The sequence below is a fragment of the Serratia sp. root2 genome (genome assembly GCF_031931805.1).
GTDB lineage: Bacteria > Pseudomonadota > Gammaproteobacteria > Enterobacterales > Enterobacteriaceae > Serratia > Serratia inhibens.
The window spans coordinates 2,680,484-2,703,063 of the sequence record NZ_JAUJXB010000001.1 but is presented as its reverse complement, the minus strand read 5'-3'; the positions used below and the strand labels follow the sequence as shown (position 1 = coordinate 2,703,063).

Annotated in this window: 18 protein-coding genes and 1 other annotated feature; of the genes, 12 read left to right on the top strand and 6 right to left on the bottom strand. The window is 58.3% G+C overall.

The features are described 5' to 3' along the window. Positions 1-32: 32 nt before the first annotated feature. From dnaX to QZQ97_RS12480, 10 genes are all read left to right on the top strand, one after another. Positions 33-1,982 carry a DNA polymerase III subunit gamma/tau gene (dnaX, locus tag QZQ97_RS12525; protein WP_311993672.1) on the top strand — a complete coding sequence of 650 codons (1,950 nt, stop codon included), beginning with the start codon at positions 33-35 and terminating at the stop codon, positions 1,980-1,982. Then, positions 1,315-1,379, top strand: a sequence feature (DnaX frameshifting element). Its footprint overlaps the gene before it by 65 nt. A 41-nt stretch (positions 1,983-2,023) precedes the next feature. Further along, complete coding sequence (locus QZQ97_RS12520) at positions 2,024-2,353, top strand: YbaB/EbfC family nucleoid-associated protein (protein ID WP_004949379.1); 330 nt, start codon at positions 2,024-2,026, stop codon at positions 2,351-2,353. After that, positions 2,353-2,958, top strand: coding sequence for a recombination mediator RecR (recR, locus tag QZQ97_RS12515; protein ID WP_311993671.1), 606 nt, complete (start codon positions 2,353-2,355; stop codon positions 2,956-2,958). The genes QZQ97_RS12520 and recR overlap by 1 nt, the downstream gene beginning before the upstream one ends. A gap of 143 nt (positions 2,959-3,101) precedes the next feature. Further along, complete coding sequence (gene htpG, locus QZQ97_RS12510; protein WP_311993670.1) at positions 3,102-4,967, top strand: molecular chaperone HtpG; 1,866 nt, start codon at positions 3,102-3,104, stop codon at positions 4,965-4,967. 201 nt (positions 4,968-5,168) lie between these two features. Further along, positions 5,169-5,813: an adenylate kinase gene (gene adk / locus QZQ97_RS12505; protein ID WP_311993669.1), complete on the top strand. Its 645-nt coding sequence runs from the start codon at positions 5,169-5,171 to the stop codon at positions 5,811-5,813. Positions 5,814-5,979: 166 nt separating this feature from the next. After that, positions 5,980-7,113, top strand: coding sequence for a sugar diacid recognition domain-containing protein (locus QZQ97_RS12500; protein ID WP_311993668.1), 1,134 nt, complete (start codon positions 5,980-5,982; stop codon positions 7,111-7,113). Between the two features lie 118 nt (positions 7,114-7,231). After that, on the top strand, positions 7,232-8,497 hold the full coding sequence (locus QZQ97_RS12495) for a GntP family permease (protein WP_311993667.1): 1,266 nt from the start codon (positions 7,232-7,234) through the stop codon (positions 8,495-8,497). Positions 8,498-8,506: 9 nt separating this feature from the next. After that, the gene (locus QZQ97_RS12490; RefSeq protein ID WP_311993666.1) at positions 8,507-9,655 is read left to right on the top strand and encodes a glycerate kinase; all 1,149 of its coding nucleotides are present in this window, start codon (positions 8,507-8,509) and stop codon (positions 9,653-9,655) included. A gap of 134 nt (positions 9,656-9,789) precedes the next feature. Then, positions 9,790-10,752, top strand: coding sequence for a ferrochelatase (gene hemH / locus QZQ97_RS12485; RefSeq protein ID WP_311993665.1), 963 nt, complete (start codon positions 9,790-9,792; stop codon positions 10,750-10,752). 76 nt (positions 10,753-10,828) lie between these two features. Continuing rightward, on the top strand, positions 10,829-12,133 hold the full coding sequence (locus QZQ97_RS12480) for an inosine/guanosine kinase (RefSeq protein ID WP_311993664.1): 1,305 nt from the start codon (positions 10,829-10,831) through the stop codon (positions 12,131-12,133). Positions 12,134-12,184: 51 nt separating this feature from the next. Here QZQ97_RS12480 and ybaL read toward each other — a convergent pair whose 3' ends face one another. Together ybaL and QZQ97_RS12470 are read right to left on the bottom strand one after the other, a co-directional pair. Next, complete coding sequence (gene ybaL / locus QZQ97_RS12475) at positions 12,185-13,876, bottom strand: YbaL family putative K(+) efflux transporter (protein ID WP_013811796.1); 1,692 nt, start codon at positions 13,874-13,876, stop codon at positions 12,185-12,187. Between the two features lie 244 nt (positions 13,877-14,120). Continuing rightward, positions 14,121-15,341, bottom strand: a complete 1,221-nt coding sequence (locus QZQ97_RS12470) for an MFS transporter (RefSeq protein ID WP_311993663.1) — start codon at positions 15,339-15,341, stop codon at positions 14,121-14,123. A gap of 182 nt (positions 15,342-15,523) precedes the next feature. Between QZQ97_RS12470 and ushA the strand changes: the two genes are divergently transcribed. Beyond that, positions 15,524-17,176 (top strand): bifunctional UDP-sugar hydrolase/5'-nucleotidase UshA, encoded by a 1,653-nt coding sequence (gene ushA / locus QZQ97_RS12465; RefSeq protein ID WP_311993662.1) that lies wholly within the window; start codon positions 15,524-15,526, stop codon positions 17,174-17,176. A 35-nt stretch (positions 17,177-17,211) separates the two neighbouring features. Here ushA and ybaK read toward each other — a convergent pair whose 3' ends face one another. From ybaK to copA, 3 genes are all read right to left on the bottom strand, one after another. Next, positions 17,212-17,691, bottom strand: a complete 480-nt coding sequence (gene ybaK / locus QZQ97_RS12460; RefSeq protein ID WP_126480785.1) for a Cys-tRNA(Pro)/Cys-tRNA(Cys) deacylase YbaK — start codon at positions 17,689-17,691, stop codon at positions 17,212-17,214. A 226-nt stretch (positions 17,692-17,917) separates the two neighbouring features. Beyond that, positions 17,918-18,721 (bottom strand): TraB/GumN family protein, encoded by an 804-nt coding sequence (locus QZQ97_RS12455; RefSeq protein ID WP_311993661.1) that lies wholly within the window; start codon positions 18,719-18,721, stop codon positions 17,918-17,920. A gap of 169 nt (positions 18,722-18,890) precedes the next feature. Continuing rightward, positions 18,891-21,611, bottom strand: coding sequence for a copper-exporting P-type ATPase CopA (gene copA / locus QZQ97_RS12450; RefSeq protein WP_311993660.1), 2,721 nt, complete (start codon positions 21,609-21,611; stop codon positions 18,891-18,893). A gap of 107 nt (positions 21,612-21,718) precedes the next feature. Between copA and cueR the strand changes: the two genes are divergently transcribed. Next, positions 21,719-22,120, top strand: coding sequence for a Cu(I)-responsive transcriptional regulator (gene cueR / locus QZQ97_RS12445; RefSeq protein ID WP_062793112.1), 402 nt, complete (start codon positions 21,719-21,721; stop codon positions 22,118-22,120). On the opposite strand, the gene QZQ97_RS12440 is transcribed toward cueR, so the two are convergent. After that, positions 22,117-22,578: an NfeD family protein gene (locus tag QZQ97_RS12440; RefSeq protein WP_197912935.1), complete on the bottom strand. Its 462-nt coding sequence runs from the start codon at positions 22,576-22,578 to the stop codon at positions 22,117-22,119. The two genes, cueR and QZQ97_RS12440, sit on opposite strands and share 4 nt — an antisense overlap. Positions 22,579-22,580: the final 2 nt, after the last annotated feature.

The following is a 22,580-nucleotide window of genomic DNA, read 5'->3' as shown; positions in this document are numbered from 1 at the left end:
ACCCTCTAGATTCCTCGACTTCTCCGGTATTAATGAGCTATCAGGTTCTTGCCCGTAAGTGGCGCCCTCAAACGTTTGCAGATGTTGTCGGACAAGAACACGTCCTGACGGCGCTGGCTAACGGCCTCTCGCTGGGGCGGATTCATCACGCCTATCTGTTTTCAGGCACGCGCGGCGTGGGTAAAACCACCATTGCGCGCTTGCTGGCCAAAGGCCTGAACTGTGAAACCGGCATCACCGCCACCCCGTGCGGCCAATGCGATAACTGCCGCGAGATTGAGCAAGGGCGTTTTGTCGATCTGATCGAGATCGACGCCGCGTCCAGAACCAAGGTGGAAGATACCCGCGATCTGCTGGATAACGTCCAGTACGCGCCCGCCCGCGGCCGTTTCAAAGTTTACCTGATTGACGAAGTGCACATGCTCTCGCGTCACAGCTTCAATGCGCTGTTGAAAACGCTGGAAGAGCCGCCTTCGCACGTGAAGTTCCTGCTGGCGACCACCGATCCGCAAAAGCTGCCGGTGACCATTCTGTCACGCTGCCTGCAATTCCATCTCAAAGCGCTGGATGTCGATCAGATCCGCAATCAACTGGAAACGGTGCTGCAGGCGGAGCAAATCACCAGCGATCAGCGCGCATTGCAACTGTTGGCGCGCGCCGCCGACGGCAGCATGCGTGACGCGCTCAGCCTGACCGACCAGGCGATTGCCATGGGGCAAGGTCAGGTGACGACCGCCACCGTAAGCCAAATGCTGGGCACGCTGGACGACGAACAGCCGCTGGCCATCCTGGAAGCGCTGGTGAGCGCCGACGGCGAAAAGGTCATGGCGCAGGTCGCGCAGGCGGCTTCTCGCGGCGTAGACTGGGAAAATTTGCTGGTCGAGACGCTGGCGTTGTTGCACCGCATTGCGATGGTGCAATTGTTGCCGTCGGTACTGGACAATCATTACGCCGCCATTGAACAGCGGCTGCGTGAGCTGGCGCGCACCTTGCCGCCGACTGACGTACAGCTTTATTACCAAACGCTGCTGGTGGGGCGCAAAGAGCTGGCTTTTGCGCCGGATCGCCGCATGGGGGTTGAGATGACCCTGCTGCGTGCGTTGGCGTTTCACCCGAAAGCGGTGATCCCGGAGCCGGTGGCACCGGTGCAAGTTGCCCCTGCGCAGATAGCGCAGCCGCAGGCTCCCTCTGCTCAACCGCCGCAGTTTCAGGACGCGCCGCCGCCATTAGGGCAGGCCGCGCTGCAAAACACTCAACCCGCGAATTTGCCGGATGCCACCGCGCAGCTATTAAAAGCGCGCACCCAACTGCTGCGGCAGGGAGCATCCACACCAAAAAAGAATGAGCCGGCGGCGCCTGGAAAAGCGCGGCCGGCAAACTCAGCGCTGGAGCGTTTGGCTTCAGTGACTGAGCGCAGCCAGCAGCGCCTGGCGGAAAAACAGGTGCAGGAAAAACCGGCCAAGCCGGAAGCCTACCGTTGGCGGGCGCTGACCGAGCCGGAACCGGAGCCGGAACCGCTGGCGACGCCGAAAGCGTTGCGTACCGCACTGGAGCATGAGAAAACGCCCGAGCTGTCGGCCAAACTGGTGGTCGAGTCGCTTGAGCGTGACCCCTGGGCGGCAGAGATCGATAAGCTGAAAATCCCGAAACTGGTGCAGCAACTGGCGTTGAACGCCGTGAAACAACAGCTGGAACCAGGCAAAATTTGTCTCCGCCTGCGGTCTTCGCAGCGCCATCTGAACTCGCCTTCGGCGCAGAAGGTGTTGACTGACGCACTCGGCGAGCTGTATGGCAGCCCGGTTGAGTTGACTGTGGTGGAAGACGATAATCCGGCGGAGCGGACTCCGCTGGAGTGGCGGCAAGCCATTTATGAAGAAAAACTGGCGCAGGCGCGTCAGTCCATCGTTGCGGATACCAATATCCAGACGCTGCGCCGATTTTTCGACGCGGATCTGGACGAAGAGAGTATCCGCCCCCTTTAAACGCTGCGCAAAGTGCGCGGCCCTAGCGACGAGAGACGACTATGTTTGGTAAAGGCGGTCTGGGCAACCTGATGAAGCAAGCCCAGCAAATGCAAGAAAAGATGCAACAGATGCAGGAAGAAGTCGCCAAATTGGAAGTGACGGGCGAATCCGGTGCCGGCCTGGTGAAAGTCACCATCAACGGCGCGCACAACTGCCGTCGTGTGGAGATCGATCAAAGCCTGATGGAAGACGACAAAGAGATGCTGGAAGACCTGATCGCCGCTGCGTTTAACGACGCCGCGCGCCGCATCGACGAAACCCAGAAAGAAAAGATGGCGTCTGTTTCCAGCGGCATGCAATTGCCACCTGGCTTTAAGATGCCGTTCTGATGCAAACCAGCCCGCTCCTTGAAACATTAATGGAGGCGTTGCGTTGCCTGCCGGGCGTTGGCCCGAAGTCAGCTCAGCGTATGGCGTTTCAGTTGCTGCAGCGCGATCGCAGCGGCGGAATGCGCTTGGCGCAGGCGCTGACCCGCGCCATGTCGGAAATTGGCCACTGTGCCGATTGCCGCACTTTCACCGAGCAGGATATCTGCACCATTTGCGCCAATCCGCGCCGTCTGCAAAACGGCCAGATCTGCGTGGTGGAAAGCCCGGCTGATATTCACGCCATCGAGCAGACCGGCCAGTTCGCCGGGCGCTACTTTGTGCTGATGGGCCATCTGTCGCCGATGGACGGCATTGGGCCTGGCGATATCGGTCTGGATCGGTTGGAGCAACGGCTGGAGAAGGAAAACATTGCTGAAGTGATCCTGGCCACGAATCCGACGGTGGAAGGTGACGCAACCGCGAACTACATCGCCGAGATGTGCGGCCAGTATGGCGTGGTTGCCAGTCGCATTGCCCACGGCGTGCCGGTGGGCGGCGAGCTGGAGATGGTCGACGGCACCACGCTGTCGCATTCGCTGGCCGGTCGCAACGTCATCAAATTTTAATGTTTTTCCCGACGGGGCCGGTGTGGCCCCGTTATTTTTCCGCAAAAAAATCCCGCCAGTCGCTTGAAAAACAACGCGCTTGTCCCCACTTATTCCTCATTGTCCGGTTTTGGTAGCAACTGTCTTTGAGGTAATCAATGAGTATGAAAGGTCAAGAAACCCGCGGTTTCCAGTCTGAAGTAAAACAACTGCTTCATTTGATGATTCATTCGCTGTACTCCAATAAAGAAATCTTCCTGCGCGAGCTGATCTCCAACGCCTCGGACGCCGCCGACAAACTGCGTTTCCGCGCGCTGTCTGCGCCTGAGTTGTATGAAGGCGACGGCGATCTGCGCGTACGCATTTCGTTCGATAAAGACCAGCGCACGCTGACCATTGCCGATAACGGCATCGGCATGAGCCGCGACGAAGTGATCGAAAACCTCGGCACCATCGCTAAATCAGGCACTAAATCATTCCTGGAGTCTATCGGTTCCGACCAGGCCAAAGACAGCCAACTGATCGGCCAGTTCGGCGTCGGTTTCTATTCGGCGTTCATCGTGGCGGATAAAGTCACCGTGCGTACCCGTGCCGCCGGCGCGGCGGCCGATCAGGGCGTGTTCTGGGAGTCCGCCGGTGAAGGCGATTACACCATTGCCGATGACACCAAAGAAGATCGCGGCACCGAGATCACCTTGCATCTGCGCGAAGGCGAAGATGAATACCTCGACGCCTGGCGTCTACGTTCGGTGATCGGCAAATACTCCGATCACATCGCGCTGCCGGTTGAGATTGAAAGCAAAAACGAAGAAGACGGCACCGTCACCTGGGAAAAGATCAACAAGGCGCAAGCCCTGTGGACCCGCAGCAAGGCTGACGTCACCGACGAAGAGTACAAAGAGTTCTACAAGCACATAGCTCACGACTTTACCGATCCGCTGAGCTGGAGCCATAACCGGGTGGAAGGCAAGCAGGAATATACCAGCTTGCTGTATATCCCGGCGCAGGCACCGTGGGACATGTGGAACCGCGATCATAAACACGGCCTGAAGCTGTACGTGCAGCGCGTGTTTATCATGGACGACGCCGAGCAGTTCATGCCGAACTACCTGCGCTTCGTGCGTGGCCTGATAGATTCCAACGACCTGCCGCTGAACGTCTCGCGTGAAATCCTGCAAGACAGCCGCGTGACGCAAAACCTGCGCGGCGCGCTGACCAAACGCGTATTGCAGATGCTGGAAAAACTGGCTAAAGACGATGCTGAAGGCTACCAGAAGTTCTGGCAGCAGTTCGGCCTGGTGCTGAAAGAAGGCCCGGCAGAAGACGGCGGCAACAAAGAGGCCATCGCCAAACTGTTGCGTTTCGCTTCGACCCAGAGCGACAGCTCTGCGCAAACCGTCTCGCTGGAAGAGTATGTCGGGCGCATGGCGGAAGGGCAGGATAAAATTTATTACATCACTGCCGACAGCTATGCCGCCGCCAAGAGCAGCCCGCACCTGGAGCTGTTCCGCAAGAAAGGCATCGAAGTGCTGCTGCTTTCCGATCGCATCGACGAATGGATGATGAGCTACCTGACCGAGTTCGACGGCAAGCCATTCCAGTCGGTCAGCAAGGCGGACGAAGCGCTTGACAAACTGGCGGATGAAACCGAAGAGCAGAAGGCCGCCGAGAAGCAGCTGGAGCCGTTTATCGACCGCGTGAAAACGCTGTTGGGCGATCGCGTGAAGGACGTGCGTCTGACGCACCGCCTGACCGATACGCCGGCCATTGTCACCACCGGCGCCGATGAAATGAGTACCCAGATGGCAAAACTGTTTGCCGCTGCGGGCCAGGAAGCGCCGGAAGTGAAATACATTTTCGAGTTAAATCCGGAGCATGCGTTGGTCAAACGCGCATCCGATGTGGGTGATAACGAACAATTCGCCGAATGGATCGATCTGCTAATGGATCAGGCGCTGCTGGCTGAACGCGGCACGCTGGAAGATCCAAACCAGTTTATCCGCCGCATGAATAAGTTGTTGTCGGCATAATTCCCGGCTTATGCGCCCTTAACCGCAGGGTTAAGGGCGCATTCTTTGCTTTACTCCCTGATTTTCCTGTTTTACCTGCCTTGTTGTCCCTGTCGTCCCGCAATCGATTTCCTTGCGTACCTTGAGCCAGCCCCCCCGGAAATGGTATGGTTGAGCGTTTTCGCAATTTTATAAAAACTACATAGCAAGGGGATTTACGCAATGCGTATCATTCTGCTGGGCGCTCCGGGCGCTGGTAAAGGTACTCAGGCTCAATTCATCATGGAGAAATACGGTATTCCGCAAATCTCCACCGGTGATATGTTGCGCGCAGCCGTGAAGGCCGGCAGTGAACTGGGCAAGCAGGCGAAGGAAATCATGGACGCCGGCAAGCTGGTGACCGATGAGCTGGTAATTGCACTGGTTAAAGAACGCATCACTCAGGAAGATTGCCGTAACGGCTTCCTGCTGGACGGTTTTCCGCGCACTATTCCACAGGCCGACGCAATGAAAGAAGCCGGCATCAACGTGGATTACGTGTTGGAATTCGCCGTGCCGGACGAACTGATCGTCGATCGCATCGTGGGCCGTCGCGTACATGCGCCGTCTGGTCGCGTGTATCACGTTAAATTCAATCCGCCGCAGGTGGAAGGTAAAGACGACGTGACCGGCGAAGAGCTGACTACCCGTAAAGACGATCAGGAAGAAACCGTGCGCAAGCGTCTGGTGGAATATCATCAGATGACCGCACCGCTGATTTCCTACTACAGCAAAGAAGCTGAAGCAGGCAACACCCAATACCGTAAAATCGACGGCACCCGTAAAGTGACCGAAGTGAGCGCTGAACTGGCGAACATCCTCGGCTGATCGATTTTTATTGCTGTGCATAGCGCCAGGCCTTATCGGTCTGGCGTTTTTTTTGCCACTTTCCAGCCGAACTGTGATCGCCGTGGCTTGTTGAGCCAGTGCGCTTTAATCACCCACGATAAATAACGTATAACTGCCTCCATAATAACCTATGGAGACTTTCCTGATGCTCAGATCCACCAATTTGCTGGCAGAATCCACCGCGCGCCAGATAGTGCAGCGGGCCATGGGCATCATCAACCATTCTGTCAACGTTATGGACAGCAACGGTGTCATCATCGCCTCAGGTAATCCCTCACGCCTGTTCCAGCGCCATGAGGGTGCGGTATTGGCGCTAACCGAGAACCGGGTGGTGGAAATCGATACGGTGACCGCAGCGCATCTTAAAGGTGTACGGCCAGGCATTAACCTGCCATTTAGCTTTCGTAGTCAACAGGTGGGGGTGATCGGCATTTCCGGCGAGCCCACTCAGGTGCGTGCCTATGCCGAACTGGTAAAAATGGCGGCTGAGCTGATGGTGGAGCAGGCGGCATTGTTGAGCCAAAACCAGTGGGAAAAGCGTTATCGCGAGGAACTGGCGAATCAGTTGCTGCAGTCGCAGCCGGCATCGGCCTCGCTGGAGGCGATGGCTGCCTATCTGGGCCTGGATCTGCAACTGCCACGTATCGTCTGGATCCTGGAGTTACAGGATCCCCAGCCGAATTTGTTGCGTGAATTGCTGGCGGAACTGGAACACACCCAGCGTGAAGCGCTGCTCGCCATTACCGGCCTCAACGAAATGGTCCTGCTGCGGCCCGCCAGCCTGGTGCAGGGGGAATGGAACTTGAAGCAGGAGCGCAAGCAGGCACAGCAGTTGCAAAGCCAGCTCCAGTCGCGTTTCAACCTGCGTTTGATTATCGGTGGCTTTTTTAGCGGTGAGGCGGGGTTGCATCGTTCTAACCTGACCGCCCGCGCCACGCAGGCGATGGCGCAGCGGTTGAAGCTGCGCCACAAGACGCTGTTCTACCCAGATTATCCGCTGCCGTCATTGCTGTGCGATTTGGGGGAAGACTGGCGTGCGCAAGAGCTTTCACGCCCCTGGCAGATCCTGGGGGCCAGTGATGAAAAAGGCGTACTGCGCAGTACCCTGCGGCACTATTTTTCGCGGAATTGTGATCAGACGCAGACCGCCACTGAGCTGCATATCCACGTCAATACTCTGCGCTATCGTCTGCAGCGCATTGAGGTGATTACCGGATTGAAAATCAATCAGTTAACTGATGCCTTGCAGTTGTATATTGGCATGCTGATGTACGACTGAGTTGTGTAAAACCACAACTTTCCAGCGCGCCATGCGGTGAGTTTTTGTGGCTTCCTCTCACGCTAATGTTCGACGCTCAGGATATGTTTTCCCCACACCAACAACGGGGAAAACAATAATGACAACGGTATCCACACTTGGGGCGCTGGTGGCATTGGTCGTCGCTATCGTTCTGATTTTACGCAAGGTTCCGCCAGCCTACGGCATGATTGCAGGCGCGCTGGCCGGTGGGTTGTGCGGCGGCGCCGATCTGGTACAGACCGTGACGCTGATGATCACCGGCGCTCAGGGTATCACCAACGCCGTGATGCGCATTCTGGCCGCGGGGGTATTGGCCGGGGTGCTGATTGAGTCCGGTGCGGCGCACACCATTGCTGAAACCATTGTCCGCAAGGTCGGGGAAACCCGTGCGCTGCTGGCGCTGGCGATAGCTACACTGATCCTTACGGCGGTTGGGGTATTTATCGACGTGGCGGTGATCACCGTAGCGCCGATCGCTCTCTCCATTGCCCAGAAGGCCGGGATCTCGCGCGGTGCCATCCTGTTGGCAATGATCGGTGGCGGCAAGGCCGGTAACGTGATGTCACCCAACCCGAACACCATTGCGGCCGCCGATAACTTCCACGTACCGCTGACCTCGGTGATGATGGCCGGCATCGTGCCTGGCCTGTGTGGGCTGGTGGTGGCCTATCTGCTGGCCCGGCGCTTGAGCAACAAGGGTGACAAGGTGCTGGCAGAGGAATTGACGCAGCATGCTGAGGGTTCTCACCCAGGTTTTGCGGCGGCGATCAGCGCACCGTTGGTTGCCATTGTGCTGTTGTCGCTGCGGCCGATCGCCGGCATCGCCGTCGATCCGCTGATTGCGTTACCGGCCGGCGGATTGGTGGGAGCGTTATTGATGGGACGTATTCGCCAGTGTAATCAGTTTATGGTTTCTGGCCTGAGCCGCATGGCGCCGGTGGCCATTATGCTGCTCGGCACGGGGACGCTGGCGGGCATTATCGCCAACTCGGCGCTGAAAGACGCGTTGATTAACGGATTGACCCACACCGGTATGCCGGCCTGGCTGCTGGCCCCGCTCTCCGGGGTATTGATGTCGATGGCTACCGCTTCCACCACCGCCGGTACCGCCGTGGCATCCGGCGTATTCAGCAGCACCCTGCTGGAACTGGGCGTCAGTGGGCTGGCAGGAGCAGCGATGATCCATGCCGGTGCCACGGTGCTGGATCACCTGCCACACGGCAGTTTTTTCCACGCCACCAGTGGCAGCGTCAATATGGTTATTCATCAACGGCTGAAGTTACTGCCGTATGAAACCCTGATCGGCTTTACCATTGCCGCCGTCTCGGCGTTGATGTTTGGCGTATTTAATTTGGCAGGATAAGGAATACTGATGAAAACGCTGAAAAAAGTGGTAATTGCCCCAGACTCGTTTAAAGAGAGCCTGAGCGCGATGGCGGTGGCTGAGGCCATCGAGCGCGGATTCCGCCAGATTTACCCGCAGGTGCAGTATGTGAAATTGCCGATGGCGGACGGCGGCGAAGGTACGGTGGATTCGATGGTGGCGGCCACCGGCGGAGAAATTGTCAGGGTTGAGGTCACCGGCCCGTTGGGCCAGCCAGTATCTGCCTTTTACGGCTTGCTGGGGGAGGGGGAAACTGCCGTTATCGAGATGGCGGCCGCTTCCGGTCTGCATTTGGCGCCCAAGGGACAGCGTGATCCGCGTATTACTACCAGTTACGGTACCGGTGAACTGATCCTGGCGGCCCTGGAACGCGGCGTGAAGGCGATTATTCTGGGCATCGGCGGTAGCGCCACCAACGACGGTGGTGCCGGTATGATGCAGGCGCTGGGTGCCAGGTTGCTGGATGACCAACAGCAACCGTTGCCGCCAGGTGGCGCGGCACTGACCCGGTTAGCGCAAATTGATCTTTCAGCGGTAGACCCACGCCTGCAGCAGGTGAGCGTGACGGCTGCCTGTGACGTGGATAACCCTTTATGTGGCCCTCAGGGGGCTTCGGCGGTGTTTGGCCCGCAGAAGGGAGCCACGTCGGAGATGGTGACGCAGTTGGATGCGGCACTAAACCATTTCGGCAGTTTGCTGCAGCAGGCCACCGGCCGTGAGGTGCTCAACGCACCGGGCGCTGGTGCAGCGGGCGGAATGGGGGCGGCCTTGCTCGGCATGCTCAACGCTCGCTTACGGCCGGGAATTGAGATCGTGATTGAAACTTTGCGGCTGGAAGAGGCGCTTCGTGACGCCGATCTGGTGATCACCGGAGAAGGGCGACTGGACAGCCAGTCGATCCACGGCAAAACGCCGATTGGCGTGGCAAGGGTAGCCAAACGCCATGGCTTACCGGTGATCGGCATCGCCGGCAGCCTGTCGAAAGATTATCAGGTGGTGCACCAGCATGGCATTGACGCTGCTTTTTCGGTGCTTGACCGTGTCGTCACGCTGGAAGAAGCCCTGACGGACGCGGCCGATAATCTTGAGGTCACGGCCCGCAATGTAGCGGCGCTCTGGAAGCTGGCGCAATCCTGACGTTCATATCCTTTACCTGTTGCTGATATCGGTTCCGGTGAAACGCTTTTCCGCTACAATAGACGCCATTAATTGACGTTAACGCCCTGATCCAGAACGGGGGGTTAGCCTGCAAGGCATCAAGGGGAGCTGAGATGAAGCAAGAGAAACACGGGGTATTGCTGGTGAACCTGGGCACGCCGGACGCTCCGAGCTCGTCGGCGGTAAAACGCTATCTGAAGGAGTTCCTCAGTGACGACCGCGTAGTCGATACTTCACCGCTGATCTGGTGGCCAATCCTTAATGGCGTGATCCTGCCGATCCGATCGCCGCGCGTCGCCAAGCTGTATCAGTCGGTCTGGATGGACGAAGGTTCGCCGCTGTTGGTCTACAGCCGCCGCCAGCAGCGCGCGCTGGCCGCACGCATGCCGAATACCCCGGTGGAACTGGGGATGAGCTACGGCTCGCCGAGCCTGGCGGAGGCGATAGACAAGCTGTTGGCGCAAGGCGTAACCAATCTGGTGGTGTTGCCGCTGTATCCGCAATACTCCTGTTCGACCAGTGCGGCGGTGTGGGACGGCGTGGCTCGCGTACTGAAAGGCTACCGCCGCCTGCCGTCGATAGGTTTTATCCGTGACTACGCCGAGCACCCGGCCTACATTGCCGCGCTGCGGCAGAGCGTCGAGCGTTCGTTCGCCGAGCATGGCCAGCCGGATCGTCTGGTGTTGTCTTTCCATGGCATTCCCAAGCGCTATGCTCGCCTCGGCGACGATTATCCGCAGCGCTGTGAAGATACGTTGCGCGCCCTGGCCGCCACGCTGCCGCTGGCACCGGACAGGGTCATGATGACCTACCAGTCGCGCTTTGGCCGCGAACCCTGGCTGACACCTTATACCGATGAAACCCTGAAAAGCCTGCCGGCGCAGGGCATCAAGCACATTCAGCTGATTTGCCCCGGCTTCTCGGCGGATTGCCTGGAAACGCTGGAAGAAATCAAAGAGCAGAACCGCGAGATCTTCCTCAAAGCCGGCGGTGAGAAGTTCGAGTATATTTCCGCGCTGAACGACGAGCCGGCGCATATTGATATGATGCAGCAACTGGTGGCGCAGCGCTTCTGATTGTCATACAACCCCCTCAATCAGGCAGAAATGTGCTAACATTTTCTGCCTGATAATAGCCACTGCCGCCAATCACATGAAATTTCCTGGTAAACGTAAGTCCAAACACTATTTTCCGGTGAACGCCCGCGATCCGCTCTTGCAGCAGGTTCAGCCTGAAAATGAAGTCAGCACCTCTTATATCGTCGGCATTGACCAGACGCTGGTGGATATCGAAGCGAAAGTGGATGACGCGTTTGTCCAGCGCTACGCCCTGAGCCTGGGGCATTCTCTGGTGATTGAGGATGACGTCGCCGAAGCGCTGTATCAGGAGCTAAGCGAAAACAATCAGATCGACCATCAGTTCGCCGGCGGTACCATCGGCAATACCCTGCACAACTATTCGGTGCTGGCGGATGACCGTTCGGTCCTGCTCGGCGTGATGTGCAGCAACATCAAAATCGGTAGCTACGCTTATCGTTATCTGTGCAATACCTCCAGCCGCACCGATCTTAACCACCTGCAGGCGGTTGACGGCGCCATTGGCCGCTGCTTCACCTTGATCACCGAAAGCGGCGAACGCACTTTCGCCATCAGCCCAGGGCAGATGAATCAGCTGCGTCCGGAGAGCGTGCCGGAAGAGGTGATCGCAGGCGCTTCGGCGCTGGTACTGACGTCGTATCTGGTGCGCTGTAAGGAGGGGGAGCCGATGCCGGCTGCTACCATGCAGGCGATCGAATTCGCCAAGAAACACGATGTGCCGGTGGTGCTGACGTTGGGTACCAAGTATGTGATTGCCGATAATCCGCAGTGGTGGCGCGATTTCCTGAAGCAACATGTGTCGATTCTGGCGATGAACGAAGACGAAGCGCTGGAGCTGACCGGGTTGAGCGATCCGCTCACCGCCTCGGACATGGCGCTGGAATGGGTGGATCTGGTGCTGTGTACCGCCGGGCCAAACGGCCTGTATATGGCGGGCTACACTGAAGAGGCCAACAAGCGGGAAACCCAGCATCCGCTGCTGCCGGGCCATATCGCCGAATTCAACCGTTATGAGTTCAGCCGTGCCATGCGTCGTGAAAGCTGCGAGAACCCGTTCCGCATCTATTCGCATATCGCGCCGTACATGGGCGGGCCGGAGAAAATCATGAACACCAACGGTGCCGGCGACGGCGCGCTGTCGGCGTTGTTGCATGATATCGCCGCCAACGGTTTTCACCGTAATAACGTGCCGAACTCCAGCAAGCACGTGCGCAGCTACCTGACATATTCCTCGTTGGCGCAGGTGTGCAAATACGCCAACCGCGTCAGTTATCAGGTGCTTAACCAGCATTCACCGCGCCTGACGCGTGGCCTGCCGGAACGGGAAGACAGTCTGGAAGAGTCTTACTGGGAACGATAAAAAAGCAAAAGGTCCGGCAAGCCGGACCTTTTTTGATCGACGGTTTTCACGTCAAATCGGGCAGGCGCCCATTTTCTCTTCTTCGCTCAGCGTATCCAGCTTGAGGATATTCAACATGCTGTTGGCGATTTCACGCTCGCCCATCACGACCTGATCGGCACCGCGATCGGAGATATATGACACTTCGTCATCGTAATGCGCGCGGGCAATAATCTCTATATTTGGCCGTTTGTTGCGCGCAGAGGCGACGATCTCCCCGGCTTCGTAGCCATTTGGAATGGTCAGCAGCAACCAGCGCGCGCAGTCTAGCCGTGCCAGATCCATCACCTCCGGATTGGCGGCGTTGCCCAGCACCGTCTTGATGCCCTGTTCACGCAGCGCTTCGACCCGAGGGCGAGAGTTCTCGATCACCACCAGCGGAATACCGGCCTCGGCCAGTTTGGCACCCAGCAGGCTGCCGACGCGGCCATAACCGACCAGCAGGGCGTGATTGCACATATCGAACGGGATCTGCTTCTCTTCTTCCACCGCTTCTTCCAGGATTTGGTCTTCCATGGTTTCGGTTTTGGCCAGATAACGTTCAAGCAGGGTGAACAGCAGCGGATTAAGCATGATCGACAGAATGGCGCCGGCCAGTACCAGATTGCGGCCGTGTTCCGACATCATGCCGAGCGAGATGCCAAGGCCGGCCAAAATGAAGGCGAACTCGCCGATCTGCGCCAGGCTGGCGGAGATGGTCAGCGCGGTACGCTTGGAATGGCCGAACATTTTCACCAGCAGGAATGCCGCCGCCGATTTGCCGAACACGATAATCGCCAGCGTCGCCAGCACCGCCAGCGGCTCGTTGATCAGGATCATCGGATCAAACAGCATGCCGACCGAGACAAAGAACAGCACCGCAAAAGCATCGCGCAGCGGCAGCGTGTCATGGGCTGCACGGTGGCTCAGCTCCGACTCGTTCAGCACCATGCCGGCGAAGAATGCCCCCAGAGCAAAGGAAACGTCGAACAGCTTCACTGCGCCATAGGCAATGCCGAGCGCCAGCGCCAGCACCGCCAGGGTAAACAGCTCGCGGGAACCGGTGCTGGCGGTTTTCGCCAGGATCCACGGCACCAGGCGGCGACCAACCACAATCATCAGTGCGATGAAGGCGATGACCTTGCCGATGGTGAGCGCCAGATCAATCAGCAACTGGCTGCTGCTGGCGTTGTCGTTGCCCATCATGTTGCCGAAGGCCGGCAGCAACACCAACGTCAGCACCATCGCCAGGTCTTCCACGATCAGCCAGCCGATGGCGATTTGCCCTCGCTGGCTATCAATCAGCTGGCGTTCTTCGAGCGCACGCAGCAGTACCACGGTACTGGCGGTGGACAGACACAGCCCGAACACCAACCCGGAAATCAAATCCCAGCCGAGCAGCTTCGACAGCCCCATACCCAACAAGGTGGCGACGGCAATCTGCGCCACGGCACCGGGAATGGCGATATGTTTTACTGCGAGGAGGTCTTTAAGAGAGAAATGGAGGCCAACACCGAACATCAACAAAATCACGCCAATTTCCGCCAGTTCTGGAGCCAGTGAAGTGTCGGCAACAAATCCGGGGGTAAAGGGGCCGGCGAGCACGCCTGCTGCAAGGTAACCTACCAGTGGGGAGATGCGCAGGCGGTTCGCCAGCATACCGAGGAGGAAGGCGAGTACTAACCCTCCGACAATAGTGGTGATTAACGGTGTTGAATTATGCATCCAGACTCCTTCTAGCTATGCATGACGGCAGAGGGAAAGCGCAACGAAGTTACGAAAAGATACATTTAGTTTATTGCATTTGTGTGTGCCTTGCTTGGCTAAATTTGGCTTTTTTTAGAAAAAGCAGAGGATTCCGCTTTGGGCGGGTCAGTGAGGGGATTTATCAATGAATAAGTCAAATAACATTGATTTATGTGGGAGATAACCCGGCTGAATGATATTTATCAACCGGGCTGTAGCAGGGTTATTGCGAGTTATGATCCATATTAGGCAGGAGTGCGGTGATAATGCCGATCAAGGGTAAGAAAGCACAGATTTGGTAGACCAATTCGATACTGGTCAAATCTGCGACATAACCAAGAACTGCCGCACCTAATCCCCCCATACCAAAAGCAAAACCGAAGAATAAACCGGAAACCATGCCAACTTTTCCCGGGATCAGCTCCTGGGCGTAGACCAGAATGGCCGAAAACGCCGAAGCGAGAATTACACCTATGATCACCGTCAAAATGCCGGTCCAGTATAAAGATGCATAGGGTAAAACAAGCGTGAAAGGCGCAGCACCGAGTATAGAGCCCCAAATGACGTATTTCCGGCCTATCTTGTCTCCCAGTGGCCCGCCGATAATGGTGCCGGCGGCTACGGCGAACAGGAAAGCAAACAGGTGTATTTGAGCATTCTGTACCGAAACGCCGAACTTATGTATCAGATAAAAGGTGTAATAACTGCTGATGCTGGCCAAATAGAAATATTTTGAGAATATCAGTACCAGCAGGATGCCGAGTGCGTAGGTGACGGTACGTTTTGGCAGCGGTTGTCGCGCAGCGGCAGTTTTAGGCAAGCCTTTTGTTGCCTGATGCTGTTGCTGATACCACTTGCTGACCTGCAACAGCACCACAATAGCCAACAGTGCCGCCAGTGAGAACCAGGCGACGTTGCCTTTACCGTAAGGCGCGATAATCAATGCCGCCAACAGGGGGCCGAGCGAACTGCCAAAGTTGCCGCCGACCTGGAACAACGACTGCGCCAGACCATGTCGGCCGCCGGAAGCCATGCGCGCCACGCGGGACGATTCCGGGTGGAAAACCGAAGAGCCGGTACCGACCAGCGCCGCGGCCAGCAACACCAGCGGGAAGGTATTGGCTACCGACAGCAACAACAGGCCGCACAGGGTAAAGCCCATGCCGATCGGCAGCGAATAAGGCTGCGGGTGTTTATCGGTGAAGTGGCCGATCAGCGGTTGCAACAATGAAGCGGTTAATTGGTAGGTTAGGGTAATCATGCCTATCTGCACAAAGCTGAGGTTGAAATCGGCCTGCAGGATCGGGTAAATCGCCAGGATCAGCGACTGAATCATGTCGTTCAGCAAGTGGGATACGCTGATGGCACCGAGGATCGAGAAAGCGGTGCCTTTAACCGCGCCGCCCTTGGCCGGCGATATGGCGGTTTCGCTACGGTCGGTCATTTTATTATTAGCCTGGTAAGTTTTAGAGTTCAGAGCAGATTATCTTAGGCAAGTTGTTCAATTTTTACCATATCCGACATAATTTGACGCACATCGCAAAAATTTGAAATCCCTCGCCTTTGTTTCGCGCTACAATTTCGGCCACCTCAAAAAACAGTTCATTTTCATCATGGAGAGCCGCCATGCGTTTTTCGTTAAAAACCACCGCATGCGCCTTGGCCGTGTCCCTGACTTTCCTGTCGGGAGCCGCCAGCGCCTGGGAAAAGGATAAGACCTACGACATCACCATCCTGCATACCAACGATCACCACGGCCATTTCTGGCAGAACGATCACGGTGAGTACGGTTTGGGCGCGCAGAAAACCCTGGTGGACGGCATTCGTCAGGAAGTGGCGGCCAAGGGGGGCAGCCTGCTGCTGCTGTCCGGCGGTGATATCAATACCGGCGTGCCGGAGTCCGATCTGCAGGATGCCGAACCGGATTTTCGCGGCATGAACCTGGTGGGTTACGATGCGATGGCGATCGGCAACCATGAGTTCGACAATCCGCTCAGCGTGTTGCGTCAGCAGGAGAAATGGGCGACCTTCCCGCTGCTGTCGGCCAATATCTATCAGAAAAGCACTCAACAGCGCCTGTTCAAACCTTACGCCTTATTCGACAAGCAGGGCATCAAGATTGCGGTTATCGGCCTGACTACCGATGACACCTCCAAGATCGGCAACCCGGAATATTTCACCGATATCGAGTTCCGCGTGCCGGCGCAGGAGGCGAAACAAGTGGTTGAGCAACTGCGCAAGGATGAAAAACCGGACGTCATCATCGCCGCCACTCACATGGGCCATTACGATGACGGCAACCACGGCTCCAACGCGCCGGGCGACGTCGAGATGGCGCGCAGCCTGCCGGCAGGTTACCTGGATATGATCGTCGGCGGCCATTCGCAGGATCCGGTCTGTATGGCCGGCGAAAACCACAAACAGGTGGATTACGTACCGGGTACTCCGTGCTCGCCGGATCGTCAAAACGGCACCTGGATCGTCCAGGCGCACGAGTGGGGCAAATACGTCGGCCGCGCCGACTTCCAGTTCCGCAACGGCGAACTGAAGCTGGTGCATTATCAACTGATCCCGGTCAACCTGAAGAAGAAGGTAGAAAAAGCCGACGGCACCAGCGAGCGGGTGTATTACACCCAGCAAATTCAGGAAGATCCTTCCATGATGAAACTGCTGACGCCGTTCCAGGACAAGGGTAAGGCACAGCTTGAGGTTAAAATCGGCAGCGTGAACGGCAAGCTGGAGGGCGATCGCAGCAAGGTGCGCTTCGTTCAGACCAACCTGTCGCGCGTGCTGCTGGCGGCGCAAATGGAGCGCGCCGAAGCCGATTTTGCGGTGATGAGCGGCGGCGGGGTGCGTGATTCGATCGAATCCGGCGACATTACCTATAAAAACGTGCTCAAGGTGCAGCCGTTTGGCAACACGCTGGTGTACGCCGAGATGAAAGGCAGCGAGGTGGAAAAATACCTGGCGGTGGTGGCCAACATGAAAGTGGATTCCGGCGCTTACGCGCAGTTTGCCAACGTCAGCCTGACGGCGGACGGCAAGGGCGTCAGCAACGTGAAGATCAAGGGCGAACCATTGCAGGCGGACAAAACCTACCGTATGGCGACGCTGAACTTCAATGCGTTGGGCGGCGACGGTTATCCGAAGCTGGATACCCTGCCAAGCTACGTCAATACCGGCTTTATCGATGCCGAAGTGCTGAAACAGTATATCGAGAAGCACTCACCGCTGGATGCGGCGGCTTATGAACCGAAGGGCGAGATTGTTTATCAGTAAATGTTAATCGGGGAGCCGGTAGGCTCCCCGTCAGCTTAATCGCGCTTGGCGATATCGGCGAAGCTGCCGGCCAGCAGGCGGCATAAATCGCCGGCGGCCAGTTCGATGTCCAGCCCGCGTTTGCCGCCGGAGACGTAAATGGTGGCGAACTGCTGCGCCGGGCTGTCGATCACCGTCGGCAGCCGCTTTTTCTGCCCCAGCGGGCTAATGCCGCCGACCAGATAACCCGTCACGCGCTGCGCCAGTTGCGGATCGGCCATTTCCGCTTTCTTTGCGCCCAGGGCGCGGGCGACCTTTTTCAGATCCAACTGGGTCGCGACCGGCGTTACCGCCACCGCCAGCTGTTTGGCATCGCCGTTCAGCGCCACCAACAGCGTTTTATAGACGCGATCGGCATCAAGCCCAAGTTTCTGTACCGCTTCATCACCGAAGTGGGTTTCTGCACTGTCGTGATGGTAGGGGTGAAGGGTAAACGCGATTTTTTGTTTCTCAAGCAGGATCACTGCGGGCGTCATACTGTTTTCCTATTTTCCCCTGTCGGGGACGTTGCAACGCGAAGCAACAAAATTACAAAAATACAACGGCGACAGCAACCTGAGCCGCTGTTACATAAAGCGGGTTGCCAAGGTGTTCACTGGGTTGCTACCCTGTCTATTGTAACCGTTAACACGGTTGCTATGCGTATAACTAAAATACAAGAAATTCCTCTTTGACTGGCCAGTAGCGATATTGGCCACTTTTTTATTGCGCCTGAAGCATCGCCGGTAGATTGTCCTCGCCGTACAGATGCAGCGCGCCCACCGCCACCACGTAGTTGCCGGCCGGCAACGCCTCCAGTTTCTGCCGCCAGTCACGGTTGCGCCGATGCATCAGCACATCGTACAGATCGGCGCTGAAGGTGGCGGGCAGGGTTTCCAGGGCGCCGTTGGGCTTCGCATCAAGCCACCAGCTCACCATGGTTTGCAGCAGCCGTGCGTTGGTGTGCCAGTGCTCCAGCGTATCGCGCAACAGCGCCATGCCGCCTTCCGGCAATTGTTCCAGCATCGCCATCTGCTGTTCCGCGCCTTCAAGCTCAATCACCTTTTTGTGTTGTTGCCGGGCGGCCTGCAAAAGCTGGTAGTCCACGCCGTATTCGGCGCGCAGCCCCAGTCGTTGAGCCTGACGCGCCTGCATCGTCAGCGCCACCTGCCAGCCGGGGAGGGTAGAGAACGCCTCGGCGTCTGTGCCCAGTTCCTGGCACAGGGTCAACAGCTGCTGAAACTCGCTATCGGAAAGGCGCTCCACCAGCTCGGGCTGTGGGTCGATGTGGTCAAATGGCGAAGCGGAGCCGGTGATATCGGCTTCGACAATCAGCGCATCAGCCTGTTTCAGGCGGGTAGCCAACGTGGCCGGCAGCGGTGACATATCCACCGTACCCATATGAATGCTGCCCACCAGATGGAATTGACGATCGCCGGGCAGCCGGATATCCAGCGCCGGGTAGGCGTAGGTCATCGGAGAAATAATGCCGAGAAAGGCGGCCAGGCGGCGTAATAGCTTACCCATACAGCGTGGTTCCTTATTTTCCCCGCGAGTGTGCAGACGACGGCCTGGCCTCTGGCGGGTAGCGCGTTTATGCCATGCTAAACGCTATCCGGCGCACAAGAAAGCCTGAAGAGTGAAGGAATTATCCCAAAGGAAGCGGGGCGCAAGGATTTACGCCCCGCCGTGGCATTCAGCGTTTCGGTTTAAAACGCAGCAGCCGGTTGGCGTTACTGACTACGGTAATGGAAGACAGCGCCATCGCTGCGCCCGCCACTACCGGGCTGAGCAGCGTGCCGGTCAATGGATACAGCACCCCGGCGGCGATGGGAATGCCGAGCGTGTTGTAAATGAATGCCCCGAGCAGGTTCTGCTTCATGTTGCGCAGCGTGGCCTTCGACAGTTCCAGCGCGTCGGCAACGCCATTCAGGCTGTGGCGCATCAGGGTGATGGCGGCGGTTTCGATAGCGATATCGCTGCCGCTGCCCATCGCGATGCCCACGTCGGCTTGCGCCAGTGCCGGGGCGTCGTTGATGCCATCGCCGACCATTGCCACACGGTGGCCCTGCGCCTGCAGCTGTTTGATCGCCTCGGCCTTGCCGTCCGGCAGCACGCCGGCGATAACCTTGTCGATACCGGCTTCTTTGGCAATGGCGTTGGCGGTCACCGGATTGTCGCCGGTCAGCATCACCAGTTGATAGCCCTGACGATGCAGACGCTGCAATGCTTCAACGCTGTCGCTGCGCAGCGGATCGCGGATGGCGATCAGCGCAGCCGGCTGCCCGTCGGCTGCCAGCAACACCGGCGTAATGCCGCGTTCCGCTTGTTGCTGCATCTGTGCCTCCAGCGCTGCGGTTGCCACCTGGTGCTGTTGCAACAGTGCGGCATTGCCCAGCAGCAGCTTCACGCCGTCCACTTCACCGCTGACGCCGGCACCGCGCAGGGTGCGGAACTGCTCAACCGACGGCAGCGGTTGCCCGGCGGCGTGTTCAACGATGGCACGCGCCAAGGGGTGGCTGGCACCTTGTTCCAGCGCGGCGGCCCAACGCAGCGCCTGCTGCTCGCCGATCTGATTGAAGGTGAAGATCTCCACCACTCGCGGCTGGCCTTCGGTCAGGGTGCCGGTTTTATCGAACACCAGCGTATCCAGGGTGCTGGCCTGCTGCAACGCATCGGCGTCGCGCACCAGTACGCCGAACTCGGCCGCGCGGCCAACGCCGGAAATGATGGACATCGGTGTCGCCAGGCCCAGCGCGCAAGGGCAGGCGATGATCAACACCGTCGTGGCGATCACCAGCGTGTAAACCAACTGCGGCTGCGGGCCGAAGAAATACCAGATCGCCGCGCTGAACAGGGCGATGGCCACCACCACCGGCACGAACACCGCAGAAATGCGGTCCGCCAGTTTGCCAATCTCCGGCTTGCTGCTCTGCGCCTGGCGCACCAGTTTGATGATACGCGCCAGCGTGGTTTTACTGCCGATAGCGCCGGCGCGAAACAGCACGCTGCCGTCATCCACCACCGTACCGGCATGCACAGTGTCGCCAATGCCTTTTTGCTGTGGCACCGCTTCGCCGGTCAGCATCGCTTCGTCCAGCCACACTTCGCCCTGCACAATTTCGCCGTCCACCGGGATGCGATCGCCGGTGGTCAGGCGCAGTGTCATGCCGAGCTGTACCTGCGCAAGTGCAATGGTTTTCTCGCCGTCGTCGGTCACCAGCCGCGCCGTCGGCGGCGTCAGGTCCAGCAGCCGCTCCAGCGCCTGCGACGAACGCTGGCGCGCCCGCTGCTCCAGCGCATGGCCAAGGTTGATCAGGCCGATGATCATGGCGCTGGCCTCGTAATACAGGTGTCGCGCCTCCATCGGGAAGAAATCGGGCCACAGGTTGACGCTGATCGAATACAGCCAGGCGGCGCCGGTGCCGAGTGCGACCAGCGTATCCATGGTGGCGCTGCCGTTGAGCAGCGCGCGCCAGGCGTTACGGTAAAAATGCCCGCCGGCGAACACCATCACCGCCAGCGTGATCAGGCCAACCAGCAGCCACGGGCGTTGGGTTTCCGGTGTCAGCGACATGCTGCCGCCAAACAGGCCCCAGGCCATCAGCGGAATGCCCAGCGCCAGGCCGAGCGCCGCCTGCCAGCGGAAGCGCTTCATGTTGTCCTGCGCGGTCTGCTGTTGGCGCTCGCGGCGTTCGGTTTCGTCCTGGATCATTTCCGCGCCGTAGCCGGCTTTTTCCACCGCCGCCACCAATGCCTGCGGATCGGCACCACCGGTAATCAACGCGCTGCGTTCCGCCAGATTGACCCGAGCCTGTTCGACGCCGGGCACGCTTTGCAGCGCGCTTTGGACTTTACTGACACAGCTGGCGCAACTCATGCCGCTGAGCAGCAGTTGAACGCTGTCATCATCGTCGTTGAGGTGGGTTGCCGGAAGGGAAGAGGGGGCCGATGCCTGGGGTTCCGGCAATTCAGGGGCTGATTCAGTCAACGGCTCAGTTTTTGGGAGAAGGGCGGCTCCATTGACGCTGGCGTGATAACCGGCTTCTTCTACTGCGGCGATCAACGCCTCGGGAGCGGCATCGCCATAGACTTTGGCCGACTCTATGCCGACGTCTGCCGCGATCACGCCCGGTACCGCTTCCAGCGCTTTACGGGTGCTGGCGGCGCAGTGCATGCAGCTCAGGCCGCTCAGCTGCAGTTCGGTATCCGGCCGTTGCGCTACGGCAGCCTGGTAACCGGCGGCGATCACGCTGTCGATCAGCGCCTGGCTTGGCGCATCGCCGGTGACCCTGGCGTAATGGACGTTGACCTCTGCCTGTTCGACATCGTTGCGGCTTTCCAGGGCTTTTTTCACCCGTTGCGCGCAGTTCATGCAGGTTAGCCCCTGCAACGCCAGCACGGTGGTTTGTGACATGATTCGGTTCCTCGCTCAAGTGCGGTGTTTAAAGGTTGACCGCTTAGCCTATTTTCACTAAGAATGAAGGTTAAACCTTCCAGCAAGGGGAAGGTCAAGGAGTGAAAATGAATATCAGCGACGTGGCGAAAAAAACCGGTTTAACCAGCAAGGCGATCCGCTTTTATGAAGAGAAAGGGCTGGTTACCGCGCCGATCCGTACCGATAACGGTTACCGCAGCTATAACCCGAAGCATATCGAAGAGCTGACGCTGCTGCGCCAGGCGCGGCTGGTGGGTTTTAACCTGGACGAGTGTCGCGAGCTGGTGGCGCTGTTCAACGATCCGGCCCGCCACAGCGCCGATGTCAAAGCGCGCACGCTGCAAAAAGTGGCGGATATTGAAAAGCACATCAGTGAGTTGGGCGAGATGCGCCAGCGTTTGCTGGCGCTGGCGAACGAATGCCCGGGCGATGACGGGGCAGAATGCCCGATCATCAATAACCTGGCCGGGTGCTGCCACAATCACTAGCGCGTAACGGCACGGATCACCAGGGTTACGCCCTCGACGGCAATCACTTCCACCTCGGTCCCTATCGCCAGATCTTCACTGGCCTGCGCACGCCAACTGCTGTCACCGATGTTAATGCGGCCCATACCGTTATGCATGGCTTCGGTCAAGGTAGCGCGGGTGCCGATCAACTGGCGATTGCGCTGGTTCAGCACCTGCGATCCGCTGGATGCCGCCGCCGGTCGCTGGCGCAGCCAGTACCACCACAGATAAGCCACGACAATGGTCAGTACGGCAAAAATCACCCCCTGCCACTCCCAGGCCAACTGCGGCAGCAGCCAGACAATCGCGCCGACCACCACCGCCGATACGCCGCTCCACAACAGGTAGCCGCTGGCACCGAGCATCTCGGCCGCCAGCAGCAGCCCGCCGAGTGACAGCCAGAACCAGTGCGGGTTTGCTGCAATTTGTTCGAGCATGA